18 protein-coding genes are annotated in these 17,317 nt (G+C 48.8%); 13 read left to right on the top strand and 5 right to left on the bottom strand.

Going from position 1 to position 17,317, the window contains the following annotated elements:
• The first annotated feature begins 15 nt into the window (after nucleotides 1-15).
• The 4 genes from GON05_RS25340 to GON05_RS25325 all read left to right on the top strand — a co-directional run bounded on the left by GON05_RS25340 (nucleotide 16) and on the right by GON05_RS25325 (nucleotide 3,057).
• The gene (locus GON05_RS25340; RefSeq protein ID WP_157322977.1) at nucleotides 16-1,002 is read left to right on the top strand and encodes an FAD:protein FMN transferase; all 987 of its coding nucleotides are present in this window, start codon (nucleotides 16-18) and stop codon (nucleotides 1,000-1,002) included.
• A gap of 20 nt (nucleotides 1,003-1,022) precedes the next feature.
• Nucleotides 1,023-1,595 (top strand): ferric reductase-like transmembrane domain-containing protein, encoded by a 573-nt coding sequence (locus tag GON05_RS25335; RefSeq protein ID WP_157322974.1) that lies wholly within the window; start codon nucleotides 1,023-1,025, stop codon nucleotides 1,593-1,595.
• Between the two features lie 137 nt (nucleotides 1,596-1,732).
• On the top strand, nucleotides 1,733-2,782 hold the full coding sequence (locus GON05_RS25330) for an acyltransferase (protein WP_157322972.1): 1,050 nt from the start codon (nucleotides 1,733-1,735) through the stop codon (nucleotides 2,780-2,782).
• Complete coding sequence (locus tag GON05_RS25325) at nucleotides 2,782-3,057, top strand: hypothetical protein (protein ID WP_157322970.1); 276 nt, start codon at nucleotides 2,782-2,784, stop codon at nucleotides 3,055-3,057. Before GON05_RS25330 ends, GON05_RS25325 begins: the two co-directional genes overlap by 1 nt.
• A 256-nt stretch (nucleotides 3,058-3,313) precedes the next feature.
• Here the strand turns inward: GON05_RS25325 and GON05_RS25320 are convergent, their stop codons facing one another.
• Nucleotides 3,314-3,565, bottom strand: coding sequence for a hypothetical protein (locus tag GON05_RS25320; RefSeq protein ID WP_185157246.1), 252 nt, complete (start codon nucleotides 3,563-3,565; stop codon nucleotides 3,314-3,316).
• A 363-nt stretch (nucleotides 3,566-3,928) separates the two neighbouring features.
• Nucleotides 3,929-4,957 (bottom strand): NADH:flavin oxidoreductase/NADH oxidase, encoded by a 1,029-nt coding sequence (locus tag GON05_RS25315; RefSeq protein WP_157322966.1) that lies wholly within the window; start codon nucleotides 4,955-4,957, stop codon nucleotides 3,929-3,931.
• A gap of 180 nt (nucleotides 4,958-5,137) precedes the next feature.
• Between GON05_RS25315 and nfsA the strand changes: the two genes are divergently transcribed.
• From nfsA to GON05_RS25300, 3 genes are all read left to right on the top strand, one after another.
• Nucleotides 5,138-5,866, top strand: coding sequence for an oxygen-insensitive NADPH nitroreductase (nfsA, locus tag GON05_RS25310; RefSeq protein WP_157322965.1), 729 nt, complete (start codon nucleotides 5,138-5,140; stop codon nucleotides 5,864-5,866).
• A gap of 79 nt (nucleotides 5,867-5,945) precedes the next feature.
• The gene (locus GON05_RS25305; protein WP_181646710.1) at nucleotides 5,946-6,272 is read left to right on the top strand and encodes a hypothetical protein; all 327 of its coding nucleotides are present in this window, start codon (nucleotides 5,946-5,948) and stop codon (nucleotides 6,270-6,272) included.
• A 190-nt stretch (nucleotides 6,273-6,462) separates the two neighbouring features.
• Complete coding sequence (locus GON05_RS25300; RefSeq protein ID WP_157322963.1) at nucleotides 6,463-7,791, top strand: DRTGG domain-containing protein; 1,329 nt, start codon at nucleotides 6,463-6,465, stop codon at nucleotides 7,789-7,791.
• On the opposite strand, the gene GON05_RS25295 is transcribed toward GON05_RS25300, so the two are convergent.
• The 3 genes from GON05_RS25295 to GON05_RS25285 form a co-directional block, all read right to left on the bottom strand.
• The gene (locus GON05_RS25295; protein WP_127458088.1) at nucleotides 7,788-8,081 is read right to left on the bottom strand and encodes a YtpI family protein; all 294 of its coding nucleotides are present in this window, start codon (nucleotides 8,079-8,081) and stop codon (nucleotides 7,788-7,790) included. The two genes, GON05_RS25300 and GON05_RS25295, sit on opposite strands and share 4 nt — an antisense overlap.
• 94 nt (nucleotides 8,082-8,175) lie before the next feature.
• The gene (locus tag GON05_RS25290; protein WP_157322955.1) at nucleotides 8,176-8,667 is read right to left on the bottom strand and encodes a sporulation membrane protein YtrI; all 492 of its coding nucleotides are present in this window, start codon (nucleotides 8,665-8,667) and stop codon (nucleotides 8,176-8,178) included.
• On the bottom strand, nucleotides 8,664-8,996 hold the full coding sequence (locus GON05_RS25285) for a YtrH family sporulation protein (RefSeq protein ID WP_127458086.1): 333 nt from the start codon (nucleotides 8,994-8,996) through the stop codon (nucleotides 8,664-8,666). Before GON05_RS25285 ends, GON05_RS25290 begins: the two co-directional genes overlap by 4 nt.
• A 123-nt stretch (nucleotides 8,997-9,119) precedes the next feature.
• Between GON05_RS25285 and GON05_RS25280 the strand changes: the two genes are divergently transcribed.
• From GON05_RS25280 to pyk, 6 genes are all read left to right on the top strand, one after another.
• The gene (locus GON05_RS25280; RefSeq protein WP_157322953.1) at nucleotides 9,120-12,722 is read left to right on the top strand and encodes a DNA polymerase III subunit alpha; all 3,603 of its coding nucleotides are present in this window, start codon (nucleotides 9,120-9,122) and stop codon (nucleotides 12,720-12,722) included.
• A 70-nt stretch (nucleotides 12,723-12,792) separates the two neighbouring features.
• The gene (locus tag GON05_RS25275; RefSeq protein WP_157322951.1) at nucleotides 12,793-13,293 is read left to right on the top strand and encodes a phosphatidylglycerophosphatase A family protein; all 501 of its coding nucleotides are present in this window, start codon (nucleotides 12,793-12,795) and stop codon (nucleotides 13,291-13,293) included.
• A 173-nt stretch (nucleotides 13,294-13,466) separates the two neighbouring features.
• Nucleotides 13,467-13,655, top strand: a complete 189-nt coding sequence (locus tag GON05_RS25270; protein ID WP_057307280.1) for a hypothetical protein — start codon at nucleotides 13,467-13,469, stop codon at nucleotides 13,653-13,655.
• Nucleotides 13,656-13,722: 67 nt separating this feature from the next.
• Nucleotides 13,723-14,589 carry an acetyl-CoA carboxylase, carboxyltransferase subunit beta gene (gene accD, locus GON05_RS25265; RefSeq protein ID WP_127457415.1) on the top strand — a complete coding sequence of 289 codons (867 nt, stop codon included), beginning with the start codon at nucleotides 13,723-13,725 and terminating at the stop codon, nucleotides 14,587-14,589.
• Nucleotides 14,579-15,553 (top strand): acetyl-CoA carboxylase carboxyl transferase subunit alpha, encoded by a 975-nt coding sequence (gene accA / locus GON05_RS25260; RefSeq protein ID WP_127457416.1) that lies wholly within the window; start codon nucleotides 14,579-14,581, stop codon nucleotides 15,551-15,553. Before accD ends, accA begins: the two co-directional genes overlap by 11 nt.
• Nucleotides 15,546-17,300, top strand: a complete 1,755-nt coding sequence (gene pyk / locus GON05_RS25255) for a pyruvate kinase (protein ID WP_127457417.1) — start codon at nucleotides 15,546-15,548, stop codon at nucleotides 17,298-17,300. Before accA ends, pyk begins: the two co-directional genes overlap by 8 nt.
• Nucleotides 17,301-17,317: the final 17 nt, after the last annotated feature.

The raw sequence follows: 17,317 nt of genomic DNA, 5'->3' as shown, positions 1-17,317 counted from the left end.
AAGGAGATGGCCGTTATGCTCCAGGAATCAAGCTTTCGTTCGATGAACACGCAAATTCAAGTGATATTGGCTGCAAGCCGTGAGATGTCTGAATTTGAGCCGCTTATTCAGTCTTATTTTGCCAAGGCAGAACAGCGGTTTAGCAGGTTTTTGGCATCAAGCGAATGTTCCCTGCTTAATAGGAACTCAGGAAGCCGTTGTATGATATCGGATGAAATGGCGAATGTACTTGAGCTGTGCCAGCATTATTTTGAAGTTACGGAGGGAGTGTTTAATATTTTCATTCTTCCTGCGCTAGAGCATGCTGGTTACCAACGTAGTTTCGAAACGATAGCAAATGACGATGAATTCGCAGAAATATGCAACCCTCCGCTGCTGCCTTTCCCAAAGGATCGGTTACAGATAGATCTGGACACGGCGATGTCATCCGTACGATTTCCTGCTAATCAGCAAATGGATTTAGGCGGCATTGTAAAAAGCTGGACCGTTCAGGGGTTATCAGATTTACTACGCATCGAGCGGCAAATGCAAAGAGGCCTCGTGAATGCCGGCGGTGACGTTGAAGTATGGGGAGGCGCTTCAGACATGGAGCCGTGGGTAATTGCTATTGATAGACCGAATAGCAGTCGTATACATCGGTTGGATGAACTTCTCCTCCTGCTAGTAGATGGGTCAGTTGCTACCTCGAACACACAAAAGAGAAGTTGGCGGAACAGCGGAGGCAGCATGCATCATCTCATTGATCCCAATACGATGAAGCCTAGTCGCTCATCCGTGATTCAGTGTTCTGTCGTGGGGGAGCATTTGGTTGAGTGCGAAATTTGGGCTAAGGTCATGTGCATTCGTGGGCTGGAAGATGGACTACCTCTTTTTAAGCGCCATGCGCAGCGGTTGGAAGCTCTTATTTTTACAGAGGATGGAACTCTCCATCATGTGAAGCCGTCGGCGAATGGATCCAAGGGTCAATGGTTAGGGCTTGAAGCAGACTATGTATATGTTTGAAAAGGTTAGGAGGGGTAAAATTGATTCAAATCCTGCTAGATTTACCCATTTGGATGTTGATTCGCGTATTTGGCATCTTATCTTATCTCAGTCTATTCGTGGGGATGGCGCTGGGCATTGCGTATAGCTTTCCTCAGTGGAAGGGTCAAACGAAGGCGCGGTTGCTTCGATCGCATACATATGCGAATCATTTGGGTACTTGCTTAGCTTTACTGCATACCGTGCTTTTGGTCATCGATACGTTCATGCCGTATGATTGGAAGGAGATCCTAGTTCCATTCGCGGCCAAGCATTCTGCGGTATTGAGTGGTACCGGCTCGATAGCACTGTATGGCTTGCTGTTGTTGATTTTCACGACCGATATCCGTCAGAAGCTGAAGAAGAAGCTTTGGTTCGCTTTCCATTTGCTATCGTATCCTATTTTTGTGTTAGCCCTGATTCATGGGGTATTTATAGGGACGGATAGCTCGAACATCCTGATCAAAACGATGTATGTGACTACTGCGCTCCTCTTGATTGGTTTAACTGTTTTACGTGCTGTTGTACGTCCCCGCAAACAAGCGGCCAGGGCGAAAGAGACGTATTCCGTTTAGCGCTTGGAAGGCTCCTATTTCAATGAAATAGGGGCTTTTTGCGTAGAAAAGAAAGTCATCTAAAAAGTTGCGAAATGTGTCGAAACTGTCTATAGTAAAAGGGATTGTTGAATACGAAAAGAGGACCTGAAACCGATATGGCCAAACAAAAAATCACGGAGCTGGATATCGTCAGAGCGATAGCTATCCTAGCTGTCGTCACGATCCATGTCACGGCAGACTGGACAGTAGATCCGACTTTGAAGGGCAGCAGTTCGCAGTTGCTCGTCTTATTTTTGAACAAAATGAGTTATTTTGCAGTTCCCGTGTTTATCTTTTTAAGCGGAATTGTGCTTTTCTACATTTATACGGATAATTGGAGCGCCAAGCAGGCCGGCGTCTTCTACTGGAAGCGGGTCAGGCAGGTTCTTGTTCCTTATATTGTATGGTCGTTTTTCTACTATATTTATAATCCGTGGCTATGGACGCCAGGGCATCCCTTCAAGCTGGAACCACGTGTGTTCCTGGAGCAGCTAAAATGGGCGGATTCCGGCTATCATTTGTATTTTATGATCATTATCGTGCAATTTTATTTGTTGTTTCCGTTGTTGGTTTGGGCAGTGAGAAATGCGGCTTGGTTCCGCAAAACGCTGGCGCTTTGGGGGCTGGCGATTCAAGCTGGCGTGTACATATACAGCCATTGGTTCGGGACCATCGACCACAAGCCGGAGCTGTGTATCACCTACTTTGCTTACTTCCTTATCGGAGGCGCGATCGGCATGAACTACGGGGCATTTCGCGCATGGCTGGAACGAAACAAAGGCTGGGTCATTCCGGCTTCGATCCTCAGCGGCCTTGTCTATACGGGACTTTATCTGCTAGGCCTAAAAGGATATACGTTTGAGAATACTTGGTTCGAGGTGCTTTGGCTCCTGTATAGCATCGGAATCGGCATTAGCTTCATTTGGGTAGGCAAATGGCTTTTGCAAAAAGCAGCGCCAGTCGGCCGCTTCTTTGTCTCACTCGGCTCCGTGTCGTTCGGCGTGTATCTGATGCATCCAGCGCTGCTTTCTCTGTGGAAATATAAAGTGCATACGCCGGGCTCTATTGTGCTCTTTCATGCGTATAATGCGATCGTGTTGGTGCTAATTGTAGCGATTCCTTGGTTATTAACGCTGCTGTACCGTAAGGTAAGGAAGTTGATTTGATGAAAAAGACAGTGCAGGTGTTGTTTCCTGCACTGTCTTTTTTGGTGTTTGGGGAGGACTCTGCCAAGAGGGCGCGTAAGCTTCGCTTCGCAAACTTGGGCTTGGCGGTGAGGTTGAACCTCACCGCCAAGCCCTTCAGCGGCGCTGAATGCGAAGCGTGCATTCAGCGAAGGGAACTCCATGGCGCTATTTCATCGAAATGCGCCCTTTTGCGCGCGGAGGGGAACTGGGGGCTCTTATTTCTTCATGTTTGGCTAAAAACCAGCCAAATGTGAAGAAATAAGGCCCTGTAGTTCCCCAAGAGCTGTCATGACCCCACTATTCACCGGAATAGTGGCCTGTAGTTCCGTTCTGCTAGCCGCGCAGCCTGGCTGTAATAAGTACAACGGAGAGGAGCGAAGGCGCCCAAATCCAAGCATTACGTTGTAGAAAATACAACTATTTCAGCTAAAACGGCCAAAATCAGCTCCTTGACGCGCTCTCCGTTGTAAAAAGTACAACGGAGAGGAGCGAAGGCGCCCAATTCAAGCATTATGTTGTAGAAAGTACAACCATTTCAGCTAAAACGGCCCAAATCAGCGCCTTCACGCTCTCTCCGTTGTAATATGTACAACGGAGAGGAGCGAAGGCGCCTAAATCCAGGTGGTACGTTGTAGAAAGTACAACCATTGCAGCTAAAACGGCCAAAATCAACTCCTTGACGCGCTCTCCGTTGTAATAAGTACAACGGAGAGGAGCGAAGGCGCCTAAATCCAGGTGGTACGTTGTACAAAGTACAACCATTGCAGCTAAAACAGCCCAAATCAGCGCCTTCACGCTTTCTCCGTTGTAATAAGTACAACGGAGAGGAGCGAAGGCGCCCAAATCCAGGCATTACGTTGTACAAAGTACAACCATTGCAGCTAAAACGGCCAAAATCAGCGCCTTCACGCTTTCTCCGTTGTAAAAAGTACAACGGAGAGGAGCGAAAGTGCCCAAATCCAAGCATTATGTTGTAGAAAGTACAACCATTTCAGCTAAAACACCCCAAATCAGCGCCTTTACGCTCTCTACGTTGTAATAAATACAACGGAGAGGAGCGAAGGCGCCGAAATCCAAGCATTACGTTGTACAAAGTACAACATACCAGCGGCGCCGGCCAAGAACTCAGTACCCGCGCTGATATTGCCGCGGGATATAAGGATGCTCATGCCCTAGCTGCACGGCAGCATGCGTCGCCCAATAAGGATCGCGCAGCAAGCCGCGTGCGATGGCGACAAGATCCGCATCCTCGTTAGCGATGACGGACTGCGCCAGTTCCGCATCCGCCAGCAGGCCGACGGCGATGACCGGCACTTGCAGCGCTTCGCGAATCTGACGCGCGAAAGGCACTTGATAACCGGGGGAGTTGCCCGGTTTCCGTTGCCCGGCAAGGCCTTCCCCGCCTGAGCTCACATGAAACGCATCGACGCCTGCGGCTTGATACGCTTTGGAGAGCTCGATGGCGTGGTCGATATCATAGCCGCCGTCCGCGTACTCAACGGCAGAAATACGGAAAATAAGCGGCATGTCGGCAGGCATTTCTTTTTTCACAGCTTGAATGACTTCCACGCCGAATTGGGCCAGATTTTGCCCATAGACATCGTCTCTTTTATTCGTTAGCGGCGACTGGAATTGATGGATCAAATAACCGTGAGCGCCATGCAGCTCGATGGTATCTACGCCTGCTTGCACCGCACGGCGGGCCGCGTCGCCGAACAGTTTCACGATGTCGCGTACCTCATCTGTCGTTAACGCCCGCGGAATTTTGTAGGCATCACCCGGGAATGGGATAGCGGACGGAGCGACAGGAACTTCCGCGTCCTCTGCTTTGCGGCCTGCATGAGCAATTTGAATGCCGATTTTTGCACCATGCGCATGAACGCCGTCAATGATTCTGGCAAACGCAGGGATATGATCGTCAGACCAGAGACCCAAATCATGATCTGTGATGCGGCCATCCGGATGCACATCCGTCATTTCCATAATAAGCAGGCCGGTGCCTCCGATTGCGCGCGTGAGATAGTGGACGTAGTGCCATTCATTAGGTTTTCCGTCCTTAGCTGTTACTGAATATTGACACATCGGCGCCATGACGATGCGGTTTCTAATTTGTAAGCCTTTCAGCTCATAGGGAGAAAATAAATCTTTTTTCATGATGATGCACCTCCGATAATATAAATATCTAGATATCTAGATATTTGCTGCCAAGTTAGGTTGCAAGGTATGGCAAAACTATGTACCCTAGTATCGGTTGTATTATAATTAAATTCAAGTAGCCACTTTTAAGTGCTATAGTTACTAAAAGTATACTATTGGGAGAAAGGTTGCATCGATATGAACGAAATCATTCAATTATTGCAAAATCATCGCTCGATTCGCAAGTTTACGGATCAACCTGTCACCGACGAGCAGCTAAAAAACATCCTGGTTTCCGCTCAAGCCGCTTCAACGTCCAGTAACATGCAGGCATATAGCGTCATTCACGTATCGGATAGCGAGTTAAAAAGCCAACTTGCCGCGTTCGCCGGCAACCAGAGTTATGTCAGCGAATGTCCGGTGTTTCTCGTATGGTGCGCAGACTTGCGGCGTTATTCGCAGGCGTCACACCGGCATGCGGATACGCCAATAACCGGCAATGCGGAGAATTTCATCATTGCCACAGTCGATGCTGCACTCGCTGCGCAGAATGCAGCTATTGCAGCCGAGTCGCTCGGGCTCGGCGTCGTCTACATCGGCGGGCTGCGCAACAAGCCCGCGGAGGTCGCCCAGCTGCTGGGCCTGCCGCAGCTGGTGTACCCCATCTTCGGCATGTGCATCGGCACGCCGGATCAAGAGCCGCTGCAGCGTCCGCGGCTCCCTCTTGAAGCCGTATACCACGAGAATCGGTATACGGATAACGAAGAAGCGGTTCGTCAGTATGACGAGACGATCCGCGACTACATGCACGTTCGTACGGGAGGCAAAGTCGATACGACTTGGTCCAAGGAGATGGCGGGCAAGGCGCAGCGCCCGCGCGAGCACATGAAAGCTTTCCTTAACTCGCAAGGCTTCGGAGAGGTCTGAGCTAAGCTCTATACTTTCGATTCTTTTCGCAGATGAACTCATATTGCAAGAACTTGTCTCATACATATGAATGAGGACCATGAAGACAGGCTTGGAGAGTTCATCAGGCGAAAGGAGTGTGATCAGGTTGAAAGGCTTTAAAAATGTCGTGTACATGAGCGTAGCGCTAGGCATGCTGATTTATTCGCTGCCCCAATTGCAGCTGCGGGAAGTCGGTTCCCTGCCGATGATTTTTAGCAGCATTTGGATCGCTATGGCGCTGCTCGTTATTGCGTCTCATTTGCATCAGATTCTGGGTGTGGATGAAGAGAAGCGAAGAGAGCTTAAACGCATTAATCGGATGAAAAAATGGCAGCTGGAGCAGCTCGTTCAAGGCCGCAGAAAAATGCTGCAATTTCGTAAATAGCCCGGAACGGGCGATGTTAAGCTTTACCTTTTGACAACGAACATATGTTTGGTATAATACAAATGAAGCATCCAATCCAATAGGGTTGGATTTTTCTTATTATAGATGTTGTTCGCATTGTTCTTGCTCTTTCGAACGTTTATACTAGTAGTACAGAGTAGTACAGGAACAGGCGAATGGGGTGTAACAGTTGGATACTCAATCCGTTGATGCGTTAACGAAACATGAACAAATTTTACGTCATATAGAAAGCTTGAAGCTCGGCAGTCGAATCTCCGTTCGCAAAATTGCCAAGAACATGGAAGTAAGTGAAGGCACGGCTTACCGGGCGATCAAAGAGGCCGAGAATCAAGGTCTCGTATCAACCAAAGAACGAATCGGAACCGTGCGAGTGGAGAAAAAGCTGCGGCAAAACATCGATAAGCTCACTTTTGCAGAAGTCGTGAACATGGTGGACGGTCAGGTGCTTGGAGGCTCGCGAGGACTGCACAAAACGCTGAATAAATTCGTCATTGGCGCGATGGAGCAGGACGCCATGATGCGATATATCGAAGCCGGCAGCCTGCTTATCGTCGGAAACCGGAACGAGGCACATAGTTGTGCACTCGAATATGGCGCAGGGGTGCTGATCACAGGTGGATTCGATACTAGCTCAGAAGTGAAGCTGCTTGCCGACAAGCTGGAGCTGCCGATCATTTCAAGCAGTTACGATACTTTTACCGTCGCCTCTATGATCAATCGAGCGATTTACGATCGTTTAATCAAGAAGAAGATTATGCTTGTCGAGGATATCCTGGCGTCGGGTGCATCGCTCTATGCGCTTAAGGCGAACAGCACGCTGAGAGATTGGCAGCGACTGTCGGAGGATACAGGCTACAGCCGTTTTCCGGTCGTCGATGAGTGGAACCGCATTATCGGCGTTGTGACGTCCAAGGATATGGTCGGGGCGAACGCTTTGCAGACGGTCGACAAACTCATGACGCGCAGCCCGCTCACGGTCACGCCGCAGACTTCGGTAGCTTCTGCTGCCCACATGATGGTGTGGGAGGGCATTGAGCTGCTGCCTGTTGTGGATTTGAATCGCAAAATGGTGGGCGTGCTGAACCGCAGCGATGTGCTCAAAGCGATGCAGTATATTCAGAAGCAGCCGCAGAACGGGGAAACGTTCGAGGATTTGATCTGGTCCGGGTTGGAAGAGGTCAGAGATGAGAAGGGAACACTGCAGTTCCATGGCGTCATAACTCCTCAGATGACGAATCATCTGGGTACCGTGTCAGAGGGAGTTCTTACAACGTTAATGACCCAAGCGGCCTACCGCATTGTACAGGAATTTAAAAAAGGCGACCTCGTCATGGACAACATGTCCACCTATTTCCTCAAACCGCTGCAGATTGATTCTAAAATAGAAATACGACCCACCATTATTGAGGTGAGCCGTAAATTTGGCAAAATCGATGTGGAAATTTATCATGCCGGGGCTTTGGTTTCCAAAGCGATGCTGACCGCTCAAGTCATCTAGCGCAGCAGGCGATCGAAGTGCCCGTGATTGCGAATGCCTGCGAATAAGTTAAACAATCCGAGCAGGACCAGTACGGTGCCGAAGATCCGGCGGAAGCTGGATTCGCTGAAGAAGAAGAGCTGCGTGATGGCAATCATCACAAGCATCAAGCCCATGCAAATATTCATACGAGCGGAGTAGAGACCGCGTTTGGCGGGTTCCTTTTCACGGCGCGCCCGAAAGCTGAAAAAGACCGATAGGGCAAGCAGCAGGCAAATGAGAGAAAATAAAGAAACTTGAATCGCGAACATGTGGTTCATCCGTCCTTTTAAGCGAGTTTACTGTTAACTTTAGCGATTTTGGGCGGAGAATGCAATCACATCTCGTACAGATCAATCCGAATAATTAAGTTCGCTTCTCTTGGGCGGTGATCCAAACCGTCAATTCCGTCTGAATTAACACGATCGATTTCACTTCAACAATATATTTTTTATCATGCAAAACGTAAGTTTTTTGAGTAATCAACTTCTCATAAAGCGGTTGAGCGTCTTTGACATAAGTGGCTTTCTGGCCGATGACGAGCTTGAGCTCGCTTTTAATATCACTCTCAATTTCCTTCTGAATATCTTCGCTAATAAGCTCATCCTGATTTTTGGGAACCAGATGCACATTGACGACATTAATTAAGGATTGTTTATTTTTTGTCTTGTTTAAACTGTCGATATCGGCCCGCAAATCACGATTTTCTTGCAGATATTTATGCATTTCCACATATAACTGCGTGTACGTATGCTGATGAATGCTCATATAGACGGCGCTCCCAATGATGGCTCCCGAAACCATCAGTGCAAAGTTCGCAAGCAAGCGCTGATAGCGGGCAAAAGGAGGAACCCTCAAGGCTGGTGGCCTCCCTTGCAGATCATTTGGATGAGCGAGGTACCGATTTGTGCTCCCACGAAGGCGACGACAATCAGAATGATTTGTTTGATCGCAGGATTCAAATGTCCAACGGCTACATGACTTTCTATATAGCGTATCGGATCAATCGTGCCGCCTACTGCAGCCACCATGGCCCAGATTTTAATATTTTCAGCCACAGTCATCATTTTCTCCGTCGGTGATTGAAGGGTCAGCACAGCTGCAATGCCGCTTAACATGCTGCCCCCGAAGACGACCCCGAAAGCAATGCAGAAGTACAAAATAATATTTGCCCAAAAGATTCCCATGACTTTACCGCTTCCTTTCCCATCCGTTATGGAGGACAAACTCTCTATACTTAATGTATGGGAATGCACGTCTACAATATGATACTATGTAAGGAATAAAATGAGAGCAGGGAGGAAATGCTGATGAGTTCGTTTGTACACTTGCACGTGCATAGTGAATACAGTTTATTGGATGGTGCCGCACGCATGGAGGAGCTTGTTACACAAGCAGCTAATCTGGGCATGACCTCTCTGGCTTTGACGGATCACGGTGTGATGTACGGAGCTATTGCCTTCTACAAGGCGTGCAAGCAGCGTGGCATAAAGCCCATTATTGGGTGTGAAGTTTATTTTACAGCGGGCTCGATTCGTGACAAAGGGACAAGACAAGAACAGCCGATCTATCATCTCATTCTGCTTGCCAAGAACTACCAAGGTTATCAGAATCTGATGAAGCTTTGCTCGATTGGGCATTTGGAAGGTTTTCATTATAAGCCGCGTATCGATTTGGAACACTTATCCAAACATTCCGAAGGACTTATCTGTCTGAGTTCCTGTTTAGGCAGTGAGATTTCGCAGCATTTGCTGCATAACCGGAACGATGAAGCCAGAGAGGCAGCGGAGCGATATCGACGTATTTTCGGGGATGACTTTTTTCTGGAGATTCAAGATCACGGCATGATTGAGCAGAAAAAAGTCATGGTTTCCATGATCGAGCTGAGCAAGCAAACGGGCATTCCGCTGATTGCGACGAACGATGTCCACTATGTGACGGAGCCGGATCATGTCATGCAGGATATTCTGATCTGTATTGGCACTGGCAAAACCGTGGATGATACGGATCGGCTCAAAATGGGAACAAGCCAGATGTACTTGAAAAGCGAAGAGGAGATGCGGCGTTTATTCGTCCATGTGCCCGAAGCGCTGACCAATACGGCTGTTGTGGCCTCGCGCTGCGAGCTGGAGCTTGAGTTTGGCAAGTCGATTCTGCCAAGCTTCCGTCCAATCCCTGAGCAGCTTACCTCCGTCGAATATTTAAGAGAGCTGTGCGAAAAGGGCTTGAATCAGCGGTATGGGGCAAAACCGGAATGGGAGCAGCCCGACTCGCCGCTAAGGAAACAAGCGGAAGAGCGCTTGGCTTATGAATTAGGCGTCATTGAGAAAATGGGATTCTCCGATTATTTCTTGATCGTATGGGATTTCATTCGTTTTGCTCATGAGAAAAATATCATGACAGGTCCAGGGCGGGGTTCCTCGGCCGGAAGCCTTGTCGCTTATGTGCTGCGCATCACCAATGTTGATCCGCTTCAATATAAGCTGCTCTTTGAGCGCTTTCTGAATCCTGAGCGGATTACAATGCCCGATATCGATATCGATTTTAGCGATGAACGGCGGGATGAAGTCATTGATTACGTCGTTGCCAAATATGGGCACGAGCATGTCGCCCAAATTATTACCTTCGGAACGATGGCGGCCAAAGCGGCGGTCAGAGATGTCGGACGTGTGTTGAACGTTCCATACGGAGACGTCGATCGCGCGGCGAAAGCCATTCCGAATCAGCTCGGCATGACGTTGACGGAGGCGCTGCAGGTCAGTTCGGATCTCAAGTCGCTAGTCGCCAGACAGCCCAAGACTGCAGAACTGCTTGAAATGGCTATGCGTGTAGAAGGCATGCCGCGTCATGCATCGACGCATGCAGCCGGGGTCGTCATTTCCCGAGAACCGCTCACGCAATATGTCCCCCTGCAAGAAGGGACGACACAGACGGCGCTAACGCAATATACGATGGAGCATTTGGAAGCCATTGGACTTTTGAAAATGGATTTTCTAGGACTGCGGACATTGTCGATTATTGAACGAACCGTGGATTGGATTGCCCAGATGGAAGGCTTGCAGCTGGATTTTGATGGGCTGGATATGGACGCGGACGCGGTCACTTACGGGATGCTGAGCAAAGGGGAAACAACCGGTGTTTTCCAATTGGAGTCAACGGGTGTCCGTAAGGTGCTGAAGGACTTGAAGCCTTCTGTTTTTGAAGATATCATCTCTGTTCTTGCCTTGTACCGTCCAGGCCCGATGGAGTTCATTCCCAAGTATATTTACGGTAAACACGGTCAAGTGGAAGTGGTTTATCCGCACCCGACTTTAGAGCCGATCCTTCGAGATACGTACGGCATTATCGTGTATCAGGAGCAAATTATGCAAATTGCCTCCTCGATGGCCGGTTTTTCCTTAGGAGAAGCGGATTTGCTACGGCGTGCGGTTTCCAAAAAGAAGCGGGAAGTCCTCGACGAAGAACGTGCCCATTTCGTCAAAGGCAGCTTGCAGCAAGGGTTTAGTGCGGAAGAAGCGAATCATGTCTACGATATGATCGTCCGTTTCGCCGACTATGGCTTTCCTAGAGCGCATGCTACGGCGTATGGGGTATTAGCTTTTCAGACGGCCTATCTCAAAGCGCATTACCCGATTTATTTCATGGCTTCCATGTTAACCGCTGTGATGGGCAATCACAGGAAGGTAGCTGAATATGTCGATGAGTGCAGACGGACGAAAATCGCTGTTCTTCCGCCGGATGTGAATAAGAGCGGAACGGTCTTTACGCCGGATCCTCAAACAGGAGCGATCCGGTTTGGGCTTGCGGCTATCAAAAATGTGGGCACGCAAGCGATCGATGCCATTTTATTTGAACGTAAGAAGTCTTCCTTCGAGAGTTTGCTTGATTTCTGTAGACGTGTTGATCTCCGAGTCTGCAACAAGCGGGTCATCGAATCATTGATTCAAGGCGGAGCTTTCGACTCTTTGGGCGGTCACCGTGCCCAGCTTATGGCCATTCTCGACGAAACGATTGCTTCCGCTACAAAATGGCGCAAGGAGCGGGATGACTTGCAGCTTCACTTGTTCGGCTTCGTCGAAGAACCGAATTGGGAAGTCGAGTATCCGAACATTCCGGTCATGCCGCAGAGCAAGCAGCTGGAGCTGGAGAAGGAGCTTCTGGGCATGTACATCTCGGGGCATCCGCTGGATGCCTACACACAGCCTCTTGAGGAGATGGACGCGGCCATGGTCTATCAGCTCGCTGAGCTGCCGGATAATAGCGAAGTTCTTGTAGCCGGGATGATCCTTTCGCACAAGACGATCATTACCAAGAAGGGGCAGCCGATGGCATTCATGGAGCTGGAGGATCGCATCGACAAGGTCGAGGTGGTGCTCTTCCCCGAGACCTGGAAGCAGGCGGCTCCGCTCGTGCAGAAGGGCAGACTCGTCCTCGTTAAGGCGAAGCTGCAGCTTCAGGACGAGGATCCACCCAAGCTGCTCGCCGATCAGGTGGCCGCGCTGGACGACCCGGCGGCCGTTCAGCGGCTTCGCCGGCAGCCTGGGGCGCCTAGGCGCGCTGTTGGCGCAGCCAGCGGGCAGCAGCCTGCTCGCGCGGCTGCCGCATCTGGGGCAGCGCGCAGCGGCGCCGCGGTCAAGCAAGCGGCCCCGCCTGCGGGCCGCCAGGCAGCCGCTGATGAGGCGAAGCCTCAGCGGGTGTTCGTTAAGATCTCGGCTGACTGCGAGCAGCCGGATAAGCTCTTGCAGCTGAAGGCGCTGCTCAAGCTGCACAAAGGGCCGCTCGCGGTTGCGCTTTTCTACGAAAGCAGCAACAAGCTTTTGGCCCTGAGCGACCAATATTTGATCGATCCATCCAAGGATCTGATTCGGATGATTGAAACGATCATGGGTAAAGATTCCGTAAGGGTGAAATAAAGCATGCTTCCACCGCATATGAATAGGAACCCGGCATTTCAGGGGCATTCCATATGTAGGAGGGGGACTTATGACCGAACAACATATGATCCAATTGCTGCAAAAACGCGGTGTTACGGTTGAACAAATTTCCGAAATTGTGTTCAAGCTGCAGAAGCCCTATAATGTTCATCTGACGGAACAAGAGTGTACCGACAGTGTAATGGCTGTACTTGCCAAGCGGGAAGTACAATACACGCTGTACACGGGCATCGCGCTGGATGAGCTGGCAGAGAAGAAGCTGTTGCCGGAACCTTTGCAATCCATCCTTGAGGCAGATGAACCCTTGTTCGGTGTTGATGAAACACTGGCCCTAGGCATTGTGCATGTATACGGAATGATCGGATTAACCAGCTTTGGCTACCTGGACAAAGAAAAGATGGGAATTATTAGGGCTCTCAACGATGATAAAACTTCTGTGCATGTTTTTCTGGATGATTTAATTTGCGGATTAGCGGCTGCTGCGTCTGCAAGAATCGCCCATCAGAATGAGCATGCGCCTGATTATAGCAGTAAATTGCGTCTGGACTAACTCGTTTAGTTCAGACTTCACTTTTTTTTCATGAACGTGCTCTGTTGCGGGAAAAAGAGAAATTATGATATCATTATTCCATTGTGTGTGCCTATGCTTATTACAGGATGTTTATTATCATCGTACTAAATGCCCTAATCCATGTAGCAGTACTTCATAGGAGGTTTTTTTTCATGTGGACGGTGATATACATAGCTCCTACCGCGAAAATTGCAGAGCGGATTAAACAGAGGCTGACCGAAGAAGGATTTCTCGTACAAGTAAGAGGCATCTCCTTATCCAAAAATCAGTTTGAAATTGTCGTTCCCGCAGGGGAAGTTGAAGAAGTACAAGAAGTACTCAATTCTATTTTACATAGATAATGAAAAGTAGAAGCAAGTAACCTGGCTTGTCAGAGATTCACGATAACAGCCAATTAGAGGTGGAAATGTGCTAAAGGATTTATTTCAAAAGCGTAAATACGCAACGATTCCTTCCGAGAAAACAAAAAGGGAAATTCCCGAAGGGTTAATGAATAAATGCCCGAAATGCGGTACCATTCAAACGAGTAAAGAGCTAGAGAAAAACTTAAAAGTCTGTACAGCTTGCGGCTACCACTATCGTTTAAGCGCATTGGAACGTATTCAATTAACGCTCGATGAAGGCCAGATTCTGGAATACGATGCGGATATGATTTCTGAGGACCCTTTGCAGTTTCCTGATTATGTTGAGAAATTAGATAAAGCGAAGAGCACGACGAAATTACAAGATGCGATTATTACCGGTGAAGGCACCATTGGCGGCTATCCGGTTGTGATTGCGGCAATGAGCTTTGATTTCATGGGCGGATCACTTGGGTCCGTTGTAGGAGAGCGAATCACGAGAGCTGTTGAGGCTGCCATCGAGAAGAAAGTTCCTATTATTATTTATTCCACTTCAGGTGGCGCTCGTATGCAAGAAAGCATCCTTAGTTTGATGCAAATGGCCAAAACAAGCGCAGCCTTATCCAAGCTGAGCAACGAAGGCGGGCTTTTTATTTCCGTCATCACGGATCCGACATTCGGCGGTGTATCCGCAAGCTTTGCGATGCTGGGCGACATTATTATCGCTGAACCAGCAGCACCGTTTGGATTCACAGGCCGCCGTGTTATTGAACAAACCATTAAACAAAAGCTGCCGGACAATTTCCAGACATCAGAATTCAATCTCGAGCATGGTCAGCTCGATAAGGTCGTACCTCGTAAGGATCTGCGACCTACGTTAATCAAGCTGTTGGACATGCACGGAGTGAAGGGGGAAGCGACTTATGGCGGGTGAAATGCCGTTTGAACAGCCGCTGGCGGAACTGAAGAGCAAAATTGCTGAGCTGCGCAAATTTGGAGCAGAGAAGCAAATTGACTTTTCGGAAGAAATTCGCCGTTTGGAAGAAAGATACGCAGAGCTTGAGGATGAACTTTATGCAAGTATGTCTTCTGCGGAAAAAATGCAATTGGCTCGTCATCCGCAAAGACCGACGACGATTGATTATATTTTATCTATTTTTACTGATTTCATAGAGTTTCATGGAGATCGCTTGTATGGAGACGACCTTGCGATTGTAGGTGGACTAGCCAAATTTAACGGCATTCCCGTTACAGTTGTCGGGCACCAAAAAGGGAAAGATACGAAGGATAATATTGCTCGCAACTTCGGTTGTCCCCACCCGGAAGGCTTCCGTAAGGCGCTGCGCATGATGCGCCAAGCGAACAAGTTTAACCGCCCAATTATTACGTTTATTGATACGAAAGGCGCATTCCCCGGGAATGCTGCTGAAGAGCGTGGTCAAGGAGAAGCGATTGCCAGAAATTTGCTGGAAATGGCCTCTTTTCGCGTGCCGATCATCTGTATTGTTATTGGTGAAGGCGGCAGCGGCGGCGCGTTGGCATTAGGAGTTGGCAACAAGGTGTTGATGTTGGAAAATGCGATTTATTCGGTTATCAGTCCGGAAGGCGCGGCTTCCATCTTATATAAAGATGCTTCCAAAGCTTTACATGCGGCAGAAGCAATGAAAATTACGGCAGATCACATTAAGGATCTGAACGTCATTGACGGCATCATCCCAGAGCCAAAAGGCGGCGCACACCGTGATCTGGCTGCACAAGCAGAATTTATTAAAACAGCGATCTGGGAACAGCTTCAGCCTTTGCTAAGCTTGACCGAACAGGAGCTGCTAGAGGACCGTTACCGTAAATTTAGAGACATTGGTCGGTTCACATTCACTCAGGAGGGAAACCATGCGTAAAACGAAAATTGTCTGTACCATTGGACCAGCAAGCGAATCACAAGAAAATTTGAAAAAACTCTTGTTAGCGGGAATGAATGTTGCCCGTCTCAACTTCTCCCACGGAGATTTTGAAGAGCATGGCGCACGTATCCGCAACCTTCGCGCTGCATCCGCTGAGACTGGCAAAGTAGCAGCTATCTTGCTTGATACGAAAGGACCGGAAATCCGTACCGGTAAATTGAAAGAAGAACCGATTGAGCTTGTTCAGGACAAGCACATTGTTTTGACAACAGAAGAAATTCTGGGAGATGCAGATCGTATCTCAGTTACTTACTCGGATCTGCCGCGTGACGTCGAAGTAGGATCCACGATTCTGATCGATGACGGTTTGATTGGTCTTACTGTCGTTGACATTCGCGGAACTGAAATCGAGTGCCGTATCGTCAACGGTGGAACAATCAAAAGCAAAAAAGGCGTTAACGTGCCAGGCGTGAAAATCTCCCTTCCAGGTATCACAGAAAAAGATGCCAACGATATTATTTTCGGTATCGAGCAAGGTGTTGATTTCATCGCAGCTTCCTTCGTTCGTAAAGCGAGCGACGTTATGGAAATTCGTGAATTGCTGGAAAGACATAACGCAACGCACATCCAAATCATCAGTAAAATTGAGAACCAAGAAGGCGTAGACAATCTGGATGAAATCCTTGAGGTTTCCGATGGTTTGATGGTTGCCCGTGGAGATCTTGGTGTTGAAATTCCAGCTGAAGATGTGCCGGTTGTTCAAAAACAAATGATCAAAAAATGTAACATCGTTGGTAAACCGGTTATCACAGCAACAATGATGCTTGATTCCATGCAGCGCAACCCGCGTCCAACTCGCGCAGAAGCAAGTGACGTGGCGAACGCCGTATTCGACGGAACAGACGCAGTAATGTTGTCTGGTGAGACAGCTGCAGGGAAATACCCAGTTGAGTCCGTACAAACGATGGCTCGTATTGCTGAGCGTGCAGAAGAAGCTTTGGAATACAAAGAAATCTTCCTTCGTCAAGCACAAGCACAACAAGTTACAGTTACGGAAGCTATCTCTCAAGCAGTAGCTAACTCGGCGCTGGAGCTTGGAGCGAAAGCGATTTTGACAGCTACAGAAAGTGGATATACTGCAAGAATGGTATCCAAATACCGTCCAAAATCACCGATCATCGCGATTACACCAAGCGAGCAAGTGATCCGTCGTTTATCTCTCGTTTGGGGTGTTATCCCTGTAATGAGCGAACAAGCCAAAACGACAGACGAGCTGTTCAACCTTGCAGTGGATAGCAGCATCAAAACAGGACTCGTGTCCTTAGGTGATATCGTTGTTATCACGGCTGGTGTCCCAGTTGGACGCTCTGGAACAACGAACTTGATCAAAGTTCATCATGTTGGCGAAATGCTTGCCAAAGGTACTGGTATCGGTATGCAAACGGCTACGGGCATCGTTGTCACAGCTCGCACACCTGAAGAAGCTAATGCCAAAATGGTCGATGGAGCCGTGCTAGTTACGGTAACTACAGACAAAGAGTACATGCCGGCTGTACAAAGAGCTTCCGCGTTGATTACGGAAGTTGGCGGCATCACGTCTCATGCGGCTGTTGTTGCGCTTAGCCTAGGCATCCCGGTTATCGTAGGCGTTGAGAACGCGGTTGAACTCATTAAAGACGGTACAGAAGTTTCGATCTATCCGGAGGTAGGCATTATCTACTCTGGACAAGCGAGCGTTCTGTAGGATATAAACGAAGAGGT

It is taken from the genome of Paenibacillus anseongensis, assembly GCF_009757995.1.
In the GTDB taxonomy this organism is placed as follows: domain Bacteria; phylum Bacillota; class Bacilli; order Paenibacillales; family NBRC-103111; genus Paenibacillus_E; species Paenibacillus_E chondroitinus.
The sequence above is the reverse complement of the archived record's forward strand: the minus strand, read 5'-3'. Positions and strand labels throughout refer to the sequence as shown.